This window comes from Bacillus sp. MBGLi79 (assembly GCF_002953915.1).
This window is the reverse complement of record NZ_CP026521.1, coordinates 574004-583890: the sequence shown is the minus strand read 5'-3', so window position 1 is coordinate 583890 and position 9887 is coordinate 574004. Positions and strand designations below refer to the sequence as shown.

General features: G+C 43.2%; 13 protein-coding genes, 7 tRNA genes and 1 pseudogene. 2 read left to right on the top strand and 19 right to left on the bottom strand.

Going from position 1 to position 9887, the window contains the following annotated elements; translation table 11 throughout:
- Window positions 1-617 (top strand): site-specific integrase (locus C1T29_RS03070; RefSeq protein ID WP_208945608.1); only part of this gene is annotated, 617 nt, incomplete at its 5' end.
- Between the two features lie 84 nt (window positions 618-701).
- On the opposite strand, the gene C1T29_RS03065 is transcribed toward C1T29_RS03070, so the two are convergent.
- The 8 genes from C1T29_RS03065 to C1T29_RS03030 all read right to left on the bottom strand — a co-directional run bounded on the left by C1T29_RS03065 (window position 702) and on the right by C1T29_RS03030 (window position 1992).
- A tRNA-Leu gene (locus tag C1T29_RS03065) sits at window positions 702-785 on the bottom strand.
- Between the two features lie 78 nt (window positions 786-863).
- Window positions 864-945, bottom strand: a tRNA-Leu gene (locus tag C1T29_RS03060).
- Between the two features lie 11 nt (window positions 946-956).
- Window positions 957-1032, bottom strand: a tRNA-Lys gene (locus C1T29_RS03055).
- Window positions 1033-1060: 28 nt separating this feature from the next.
- Window positions 1061-1135: transfer RNA gene (locus C1T29_RS03050), tRNA-Gln, on the bottom strand.
- Window positions 1136-1146: 11 nt separating this feature from the next.
- Window positions 1147-1218 (bottom strand) — tRNA-Glu (locus tag C1T29_RS03045).
- Window positions 1219-1247: 29 nt separating this feature from the next.
- Window positions 1248-1338, bottom strand: a tRNA-Ser gene (locus C1T29_RS03040).
- Between the two features lie 4 nt (window positions 1339-1342).
- Window positions 1343-1417 (bottom strand) — tRNA-Asn (locus C1T29_RS03035).
- Window positions 1418-1539: 122 nt separating this feature from the next.
- The gene (locus C1T29_RS03030; protein WP_095432085.1) at window positions 1540-1992 is read right to left on the bottom strand and encodes a SprT family protein; all 453 of its coding nucleotides are present in this window, start codon (window positions 1990-1992) and stop codon (window positions 1540-1542) included.
- A gap of 103 nt (window positions 1993-2095) precedes the next feature.
- Between C1T29_RS03030 and cmpA the strand changes: the two genes are divergently transcribed.
- Window positions 2096-2209 (top strand): cortex morphogenetic protein CmpA, encoded by a 114-nt coding sequence (gene cmpA, locus C1T29_RS03025; protein ID WP_003225207.1) that lies wholly within the window; start codon window positions 2096-2098, stop codon window positions 2207-2209.
- Between the two features lie 9 nt (window positions 2210-2218).
- On the opposite strand, the gene C1T29_RS03020 is transcribed toward cmpA, so the two are convergent.
- The 11 genes and pseudogenes from C1T29_RS03020 to rsbS all read right to left on the bottom strand — a co-directional run bounded on the left by C1T29_RS03020 (window position 2219) and on the right by rsbS (window position 9885).
- Window positions 2219-4378: a Tex family protein gene (locus C1T29_RS03020; RefSeq protein WP_071581001.1), complete on the bottom strand. Its 2160-nt coding sequence runs from the start codon at window positions 4376-4378 to the stop codon at window positions 2219-2221.
- A gap of 93 nt (window positions 4379-4471) precedes the next feature.
- A complete protein-coding gene (locus C1T29_RS03015) occupies window positions 4472-4915 on the bottom strand; it encodes a MarR family winged helix-turn-helix transcriptional regulator (protein ID WP_071581002.1) in 444 nt (147 codons plus the stop codon).
- Window positions 4899-5339, bottom strand: a complete 441-nt coding sequence (locus C1T29_RS03010; protein ID WP_040084111.1) for an EVE domain-containing protein — start codon at window positions 5337-5339, stop codon at window positions 4899-4901. Before C1T29_RS03010 ends, C1T29_RS03015 begins: the two co-directional genes overlap by 17 nt.
- Window positions 5336-5571, bottom strand: a pseudogene (locus tag C1T29_RS24655) (hypothetical protein). Before C1T29_RS24655 ends, C1T29_RS03010 begins: the two are co-directional and overlap by 4 nt.
- Window positions 5572-5872: 301 nt before the next feature.
- Window positions 5873-6472, bottom strand: coding sequence for a phosphoserine phosphatase RsbX (rsbX, locus tag C1T29_RS03000; RefSeq protein ID WP_040084112.1), 600 nt, complete (start codon window positions 6470-6472; stop codon window positions 5873-5875).
- Window positions 6472-7260, bottom strand: a complete 789-nt coding sequence (sigB, locus tag C1T29_RS02995; protein WP_014662857.1) for an RNA polymerase sigma factor SigB — start codon at window positions 7258-7260, stop codon at window positions 6472-6474. Before sigB ends, rsbX begins: the two co-directional genes overlap by 1 nt.
- Entirely contained in the window at window positions 7226-7708 is a 483-nt protein-coding gene (gene rsbW, locus C1T29_RS02990) for an anti-sigma B factor RsbW (protein WP_014662856.1), read from the bottom strand. Before rsbW ends, sigB begins: the two co-directional genes overlap by 35 nt.
- Complete coding sequence (rsbV, locus tag C1T29_RS02985) at window positions 7705-8034, bottom strand: anti-sigma factor antagonist RsbV (protein ID WP_095432086.1); 330 nt, start codon at window positions 8032-8034, stop codon at window positions 7705-7707. The genes rsbW and rsbV overlap by 4 nt, the downstream gene beginning before the upstream one ends.
- A gap of 61 nt (window positions 8035-8095) precedes the next feature.
- Entirely contained in the window at window positions 8096-9103 is a 1008-nt protein-coding gene (gene rsbU, locus C1T29_RS02980; protein WP_095432087.1) for a phosphoserine phosphatase RsbU, read from the bottom strand.
- A gap of 11 nt (window positions 9104-9114) precedes the next feature.
- Window positions 9115-9516 (bottom strand): serine/threonine-protein kinase RsbT, encoded by a 402-nt coding sequence (gene rsbT / locus C1T29_RS02975; protein ID WP_003240352.1) that lies wholly within the window; start codon window positions 9514-9516, stop codon window positions 9115-9117.
- Window positions 9517-9519: 3 nt separating this feature from the next.
- The gene (gene rsbS / locus C1T29_RS02970; protein WP_003225190.1) at window positions 9520-9885 is read right to left on the bottom strand and encodes an RsbT antagonist protein RsbS; all 366 of its coding nucleotides are present in this window, start codon (window positions 9883-9885) and stop codon (window positions 9520-9522) included.
- Window positions 9886-9887 lie beyond the last annotated feature (2 nt).

Below are 9887 nucleotides of genomic sequence, written 5' to 3'. Positions count from 1 at the left end.
AAATGAAATTTTGGACACCTGAGCAATTTAAAGCATTTGTAAAATTAATAGATGAAAATGAAGAGCAGCTTTTTAAAGTATTCTACACTGTTGCTTATTTCACGGGAATGAGATGTGGAGAACTACTCGCTTTGACTTGGAATGATATTGATAACGTAAGAAAAGAAATAAATGTGTATAAGTCACTATCATTTATTAAAGGTGAATATAAAATCACTCCACCAAAGACCAAAAACTCTAATAGACGGATCAGTATTAATACAAAATTATTTGAAATGTTACTGGACTGGAAAGAAAAACAACAAGACATATTAGAAAAACTTCAAGTATCATCATCAGACAACACTTTTATTTTCCAGTACAAAGAGAGCCCAGCCAATAAAGACATCTTTAGCCGAAAAATCAAAACAATTTGTAATCGAGGAGAAGTAGAACCGATCCGCCTTCATGATCTGAGACATTCACATGTCGCATTGTTAATTCATCAAAGAGAAGATTACATCACAATAAAGGAACGACTAGGACATGCTTCAATCAAAACAACAATCGATGTTTATGGTCATCTCTTTCCTAATAAACAAAAAGAAACTGCTGATAAGCTGGATGAATTATTCTAACAAGTGGAGTAAAAAGGAGTAAACCTTAAAAATAAAAGAGAGCATAAAAAAACACCAGGGGTCTACAACCCTTGGTATCATTGATGCGGCCGAGAGGACTTGAACCTCCACGGGTTATTCACCCACTAGGCCCTCAACCTAGCGCGTCTGCCATTCCGCCACGACCGCGTGATGATAAAATTGTGTTTGTGCTGGTTTAGGCTCTTAACCTAGTAAAACCAATTTGCGTGCACTTTGTAAATAAAGTGCGGGTGAAGGGACTCGAACCCCCACGTCGTAAGACACTAGATCCTAAGTCTAGCGCGTCTGCCAATTCCGCCACACCCGCAAAAAGATAAGTGGTGAGCCATGAAGGACTCGAACCTTCGACCCTCTGATTAAAAGTCAGATGCTCTACCAACTGAGCTAATGGCTCTTACTATTCGATTTCAAAAAAATAAAAATGGCTGGGCTAGCTGGATTCGAACCAACGCATGACGGAGTCAAAGTCCGTTGCCTTACCGCTTGGCTATAGCCCAACGAAATGGAATGACCCGTACGGGATTCGAACCCGTGTTACCGCCGTGAAAGGGCGGTGTCTTAACCGCTTGACCAACGGGCCGATGGTTGAGAACTTATATCGAAATCTTATGGCGGAGAAGGAGGGATTTGAACCCTCGCGCCGCTTACGCGACCTACACCCTTAGCAGGGGCGCCTCTTCAGCCACTTGAGTACTTCTCCAATATGGCTCCACAGGCAGGATTCGAACCTGCGACCGATCGGTTAACAGCCGATAGCTCTACCACTGAGCTACTGTGGAATAATGAGACAAGACTTATTATACCAGTCTTGATTTTCAGTGTCAAGAGGTAAATGTTTTTATTTATCTCTCGTGACGACTTTTATAATGTAACATAGGCTTGCCATATTCGTCAACCTTTTTCACGAAAAAATTCTTTTTATTTTCCCGCGGCATTTTCCGCATCTGTATCTGTCAGGGTTCATAGCCCGCTTCTTTATATACTGTTGGCCGCAGGCCGTACAGATATACATATAAGTTTTTTTGTTTTCCGCTTTTTTCTTAAGGGGTGTACAGAACCTCGGCGCGTTGACTTGCTGCAAAAGCATTCTAAAATCTCTGTCTCTGTGCTTGTACCCTTTTCCTTCAAGGTGAAGATGATAATGGCAGAGCTCATGCTTGATGATGCCGATCAGTTCCTCCCTGCCGTGTTCAATCAAATATTTTCTGTTCAATTCAATGTTATGGGAGGTTAACAGGTACCTGCCGCCAGTGGTTTTAAGCCTGTCATTAAAAAGCGCCTGATGGCGGAACGGCTTTTTAAAGTACGTTTCAGAAATATCCTCTGCCAGCTTTTGAAGCTCTATATTATCCATAGTGCACCTCACTTAAAAAACATTGAACGGGACAATTCACCGTTCGCATACAATATGGTAATCACTGTCCCTCTTATGATAAAAGCTGAGGAGGAATGAGCCTATGCCAAATTGGCTTAAAAAACAGATGCAAAAAGCGTTCCTTGAAAAAGATAATTACCAAATTAAACTGCTGAATCAATGCTGGTATTTCTATAGGAAAAAACACTGCTCGTAAGCAGTGCTTTTATTTTACCATAGACAGCGATACTCTGCCTTTTTGTACATCTACGCCGTCAACCCAAACTGTCACGATATCGCCGACAGAGACAACATCAAGAGGATGCTTGACGAATTGATTGCTGAGTTTTGAGATATGCACAAGCCCATCTTGTTTGACTCCGATATCAACAAACGCTCCAAAGTCCACTACATTGCGCACGGTACCCTGCAGTTCCATTCCCTCTTTCAAATCTTCCAGCTGAAGGACGTCTGTTTTCAGCAAAGGCTTTGGCACCTCGTCGCGCGGATCGCGTTCTGGCCTTGTCAGCTGTTCACAAATATCTTTCAGAGTGATTTCGCCGATTCCCAGCTCTTTTGCCGTTTCAGAAAGTGCCAGCTGATTGATTTTGTCCTTCAATTCCGCCGTGCCAATCTGTTCTGTTGAAAGCCCGAGTTTTTTCAATAGCGCTTTTGTTTCTTTATAGCTTTCCGGATGGATGCCTGTTCTATCCAAAGGCTCTGTCCCTTCCTGCACTCTTAAGAAACCGATACATTGCTCGTAAGTTTTCGCACCGAGCCTTGGGATGTCCTTCAGTTCTTTTCGATTTGAAAACTTTCCGATTTCCTCACGTTTTTTGACAACGTTGCCTGCGACAGACTTCGATAATCCCGCTACATACTGAAGCAGCGCGGCAGATGCTGTGTTGACGTTTACTCCAACCTGGTTTACGACCGTTTCGACGACAAACCGCAGAGATTCATTTAAGCGCTTTTGGCTGACGTCATGCTGATACTGTCCGACACCCACAGACTTCGGATCGATCTTAACGAGCTCCGCGAGCGGGTCTTGAAGTCTTCGCGCAATAGATACGGCACTGCGCTCTTCAACCTTTAGGTCAGGGAATTCTTCTCGGGCAAGCTCAGAAGCCGAATAGACACTCGCTCCCGCTTCATTGACAATTACATAATAAATTTTGCGCGGCATATCCTTTAGTACATTGACAATGAATTGTTCTGTTTCTCTGGATGCTGTGCCGTTTCCGATCGCCACCATCTCGACTTGATATTGCTCAAGAGTCTTTTTCACTTTTTCATGAGCTTCTTTTGTTTTGTTGACTGGCGCATGCGGATAGATTACATCAATTTTCAAGACTTTTCCGGTCTCATCTGACACAGCGAGCTTACAGCCGGTTCGAAAGGCTGGGTCAACACCGAGCACAGTTTTGCCTTTCATTGGCGGCTGAAGCAGAAGCTTTCTCAAGTTTTCTGAGAAAATATGAATCGCCTGTTCATCGGCTTTTTCTGAGAGCTCTTTCCTGATTTCACGCTCGATTGCCGGCTGGATCAGTCTTTTATAGCTGTCCTCAATTGTCTCCTGCAAAATCTCTTTTACGGTCGTTGAGCGGTTTTTGATGATTTGTTTTTCTAAATACGCTTTAATGTGATCCGCAGGCGGTTCGATCGATACCTTTAAAATGTCTTCTTTTTCGCCGCGGTTCATTGCCAGCACCCTGTGCGGAACGACCTTTGCGATTGGCTCTTCATATTCATAATACATTTCATACACATTTTTTTCATCCGTGTCTGCCGACTTTCCGGCAACAGACTTAATGGTTCCTTTTTTGAAGGTTTCCTGGCGAATCCACTTTCTGAAAGACGGCTCGTCTGAGATTTGTTCCGCAATAATGTGCTTGGCGCCTTCAATCGCTTCTTCTCGTGTGAACACTTCTTTTTCTTCGCTGATGTACTGGTCTGCTGTTTTTGCCAGACGATCATCTTGGGGGAGTGTCAGGATATAGTCGGCAAGCGGCTCCAGGCCTTTGCTTTTAGCGACTGTCGCCTTTGTTTTGCGTTTTTGTTTATAAGGGCGGTAAAGGTCTTCCACTTCCTGAAGCTTCACCGATTGCTCGATTTTACGTTTTAGATCATCTGTCAGTTTATCCTGCTCTGCAATCAGCCTGATGACTTCTTCTTTTCGCTGATTCAGGTTTTGTATGTATTGCCAGCGTTCAGAAATCGTTTGAATCTGAACCTCATCCATTGAACCCGTCTGCTCTTTTCGATACCGGGCAATAAACGGGACTGTGTTGCCGTCCTCAAGCAGACGGATAACACTTTCAACATGTTTTTGTGATAAACCTATTTCTTTCGCAATTTGCTGTTTTAAAAGGGCTGACGTTTCCATGTAACCAAAGCCTCCAATTTTGTCGTTCTTTCTCTAGTGTATCAAAAACCGAAAAAAACACATAAAAAAAGACAGCTGGCGCTGCCCGTATCTTTACTCATGTTTCAATAGTTCCTGTAAGCCGCTCAGAAAATTCTCTTTTTTCATCGCAGCTGCAAAAAAGGATTGATCAATCTTCTCAACAATTGGCAAAGCCGCTGTTACTTTTTCTCCTCCTGTTTCTGTAAGAGACAGGAGGACCTCTCTTTTATCCTGGGGATTTTTGCTTCTTTCGATAAATCCTTTTTTCTCAAGCGTCCGCACAACCTCTGAAACCATCATGATATTGGTCTGGCTGAAGCTTGCAAGTTTTTTTTGCGTGACGGTTTCTCCGTGAGCAATCATATACTTGCACGAGGTCAGCAGAACAAATTGAACGTGTGTCAGGTCAAACTCAGCCAATGCTTTTCCCACTTTCCGCTGCCAGCTTTGCGTGGCCTGCCATAATAAAAAGCCCGGGCTTGTGTTCGGACCGCTAAATTTAGAGTGCCATTCCACTTATGTTAACTCCCATCGCTTGTGCTATTGTCAAAAAATCATTTTTGCTGATTTCAAAATGTCCTCTGCGAAATAAAAAGCCAAGATGCTTGGTTTCCTGAACAAATTCAAGCTTTGATTTAATGTCGTAAAAACCGATTTTATGGCATGGATAATAGTCTATATCTAATCGGTATGGAATAAAATTCGGAGCCATTTGATACGGATAGATATTTCCGCTTTTCACTTTGCCGATCGCAGTAAAGCTTCGCAGCAGTTTGCCATCTGGATATGCGTCTCTTGGAGAATAATAAATCAGCCAATCTCCCTCTTTCATTTTGGCGAGCGGGGCTTTTTTTCCATGGCACAGCTGTGCAAAACCACCGGCAGCACCTTTTAATACATGCTGCTCTGACACAACGCCGATCCAATAATTAGTGTTCATTTTATCACTCCTCCGCATAGGTGAACAAGCCTGCTGACAGCCGCCGGGATGTCTTTAGACAGTTCAGTACCAATGATTTCTCCACATTTTTTTGCTTCAGCACCTTCTAATACAATTCCATGTGTGATACGCAAACCTTCTTTTTGCTTTTGAAGCACGTAAGAAAATTCCATTTTTACATTGTTATGCGGCATGTTGGCCATGACAGAAAATGACCGATGTTTCTCCACATGCTCAAGCCAAAAAGAAACTGTATGTCCTTGCAGAAGCAATGTTCCTTCCGTTCCCTTTTGAAATGGTCCCTTCAAAGAAGCTGATGAAATACCCGCATCCCATTGATCCCATGTTTCTGTTTGCTGATAACGGCTCCAGATTTTGTCTATATCCGCATCAGCTATCGCAATGTATTCATCATTCCACATCCCATAAGCCCCCCAAATTGATAAGTTCACTTATTAATTATAATAAGCGTACTTACTAATAGTCAACCGCAAAAAAAGAAGCCGGATGTCCAGCTTCTTTTTTCTGGTTTCCTAGGACAGATGTCCAAGAATATAGGTCAGATCATCTTTTCTCGATGTCGTATACATTTTCAGCGAATTCGATATGTCTTCTACCGATTGGCCCTTTTTCAAATGGGAGCGGATATCGGGTACGTTGAGTCCATCTGTATGTATAATGAACTTTGAACCCTTTTCATAAGTGGCGGTGTGCGTTTTGTATTTTTGCGGCTTGCCTGATAAATAGCCCGAAATCGGCAGAGGATAAAAGCTTTCACCAGACGGGGAATGCAGAATAAACCGTACATTGCCGACAGAGCAGTACGTAAACTGCCTTTGTTCAAAATTGATTTTCAGGATAGATGCTGTGGCGCCTCTTTTGTTTTTCATCGCCTGATTACAGCGTTCGATAATGCTTTGTACGTCTTCATTCGCATAGTTTTCCACTAAGTCTTTGATGGCTGCAGAGGATTCGTTTGCAAGCGATCCGCTTCCAAGTCCGTCAGCAACCGCGCAAATTAATTCCTTGTCATCAGCTTTCATAAAAAAGCTGTCTCCGCAAATCGATTTTCCTTCTTTATTCAGTTGATATACTAGAGTTTGAATATGCTCGTTTTCTTCAACCTGGATCATTACATTAACTCCATCGAGGGATCTTCAATCAAGGCCTCTCTGAGCTTCTTCACAGCTTTGCGCTGCAGACGCGAGACGTGCATTTGAGATATACCGAGAATGTCCCCAGTTTCTTTTTGGCTTTTGTTTTGAATATACGTAAGGTCTATGATTTGTTTTTCACGGTCTGAAAGGACATGAAGCACGCTTTGCAGCATCATTTGCTGGTTGACTCGCTCATATCCATCCTCCTGTGATCCGACGATATCAAGGATCGTGACGGTGCTTCCGTCCGAATCCGCTTCAATGCTGTGGTCAACGGATAAGGCTTGATAGCTTTTGCCCATTTCCATCGTTTCAAGAACCTCTTCTTCAGAAACATCGAGGAATTCGGCAATCTCTTCAACTTTCGGCGATCTTTGTGTTTCAGTCGTCAGCTGATCAACCGCCATTTTGATTCTTGGCCCCAGTTCTTTAATCCGTCTCGGCACGTGAACGCTCCATGTTTTATCTCTGAGGAAACGTTTTATTTCACCGATGATTGTCGGAATTGCAAAAGCTTCAAACGATTTCCCGACAACAGGATCGTATCGCTTAATCGCGCCGAGCAGCCCGATCATGCCGACCTGGCGGAGATCCTCGTGGAAGCTTTTGCCTTTTGAATATTTTTTCGCAAGCATGTCAACCAGATTTGTATACACCCGCACAAGCGTTTCCTGCGCCTGTTCATCTTGCTTTGTTTGGTAATCGCTTATGAGCCGATCGACTTCATCTTTAGTTAGTTTCGTAGTTTTTGATGGTTGTGTCATGATCAACTCGCTCCCCATTTAAATACTTTGTCATCGCTACAGTGACGCCGGAGTGATTTTGCACTCTAACTTCATCCATGAGCGTTTCCATTAAATATAGACCGAGCCCTCCTTCTGATAATTGATCAACTGTGTGCGAAGGTGTGTACGGCCCTAGATCCTGCTGCTTTTGATCAAAGTCAAAGCTGTCTCCTTCATCCGCCACAATAACCTCTAAACGGTCTTCAAACACACCGAATCGTATTGACACTTCCCCATTTTTATCTTCTTTGTAAGCATGCTGAACCGCATTTGTGCATGCTTCACTGACTGCGATTTTCAAATCTTCAATTTCATCATACGTATAGCCCATTCTGCTTGCGACGCCTGACAGTGTCAGTCTTATAATTCCCACATACTCAGGTTGGGCCGGCACTTTCATTTCGATGTAATCAGCTTTATTCTTCATTGCACTCCACCTTCTGACTTTGCAGAAATATCAATGATGTCCTTCAGGCCTGTAATGTCAAACAGGCGGATCAGGCGGTCAGAAAGATTTTCAAGTTTTAACGAACCGCCTTGTTTTTTCACTGTTTTAAAGATCCCTACAAAAACGCCCAATCCGGTACTATCCATGTAGCTGACATCTTTCAGGCAAATTCTTAAGTCTGCGCCTTGTTCTGCCAGGGGCACAAGCTTCTCTCTAAGCACCGGCGCTGAGTATACATCAATTTCTCCTGCAATGTTTACGTGTATATCATTCTCGTTTTGCTTCACATCAACATTTATATTCATTCGTATCACCTCAAATTTTCCTTCAAGTCACTAGTTGCTTTATACCCTCGTCTGGAAGACGTTAAACCTTTCTCCGCAAAACAATTAACGTAAAATCATCATGAAGCTGAAAGTCCTGTAATTTGAGGAGGCTGTCATAAATGTTTTTGACCATTTCCTGCGCGGAGGAACACATATGTTCCTCAATGAGCTTCTGCAAATCAGGACGCTCCAAGAAACCGTTTTCTGTTCTGCATTCTGTGACGCCGTCAGAAAATAAAACGATCATATCACCCTTTTCCAGATGCTGATCGAATTGTCTGTAGTCATAATCCTGCGAGATGCCGAGAACGAGTCCTTTAGCCTCTAAATCATAAAACGCGTTGTCTTTTTGAGAATAATAGAATCCCGGTTCATGTCCCGCCGAAGCATATGTAAATCGATGCTTGTCCATATTGTAATTGGCATAAAACATCGTAATAAACATACTAGCGTCAACGTTTTGTTCAACAACACGATTTAAATTTTTCAGCACCTGAGAAGGGTGTATGCCCGTTTCCGGCAAAGAGTCCATTGCGTATTTAATCATGGACATACAGAGAGCAGCTGGAATGCCTTTTCCGATCACGTCCGCGATTGCGATATTAATGGATTCCTTGTCTTTGACGAAGTGGTAGTAATCACCGCTCATCTGTTTGGCAGGAACACTGATGGCGCCGATATCCAGCGCGTCCTCCTGCGGAATTTTTGTTCCGAGCAGCGTCTGCTGGACATTAGCTGCGATTTCAATTTCTGATTTGATTTCCTGCTGTATCCCTCTAAGGGTTTGATGCTCCTGATAAGCCATTCCATAACCAATCATGACTTCTATTAAAAAATCCAGCGAATGAAACACATCTTCCGGGAGACTTGGATACAGCTCCTTCAGCACTTTTCTATGAATACTGATGATTTCTTCCGGAGGAATTTGGTGCTCGATTGTTTTTCGGCTGAATTTTTGGGCTTGATATAAAGATGTTTCTGTTAATTCGGCTATATATCGGTTAAGCAGCTGATGATACCGCTGCTCAATAACCTCCCTAAAATCCACGTTCTTACCTCCTACCGAAGCCATTTGATGGCTTGTATCTCTGTTCCTTCCCCCGATACGGAATTTAAGCTGAATTCATCCATCAGCCTTTTGACTCCGGGAAGTCCCGCACCAAGTCCTCCAGACGTTGAAAATCCGTCTTCCATGACTTTTCGGATATCAGGAATTCCCGGCCCTTGGTCTTCCGCTATGATTTTCAGGCCCTTTTTTCCTCTGTCTGCGACCTGTTCAATTCCAATCTGCCCTTTGCCGGCATATAAATAAATATTCCTGGCTAATTCTGAAATAGCCGTTGTAATTCTAGCCTGGTCTACAGTGCCGAAACCCAGTTCTTTCGCAACGTTTCGTCCCAGCTGTCTGGCGGCTACAATATCCCATTCTGTCATGATTTTTACACAGGATTGGTCGTTCATTCGCTATTCCCCCAATTCCCGCTTCAATGTCTCAAGCCCTTGCTCTAAGTCGAGCGCTGTTTCGATTTCCTCAAGCGCGATTCCAAGTTCGATCAGCGTCACTGCCACAGCGGGCTGAATGCCGGTCAAGACAACTTTTGCCCCCATTAACTTGGACATTGTTATGACGTCGCCCAGCACTTTTGCGATAAATGAATCAATCATATCCACAGATGTCAGGTCAATGACAACGCCGTTAGCACCTGTTTCATATATTTTATTTAATAAGTCTTCTTGAAAGGTTAATGCAGTTTGGTCATCAAGTTCCCATTGAATGGACACTAATAAGCAATTATACAGTTTCAAGATCGGGATTTTTGGATGTCTCACAA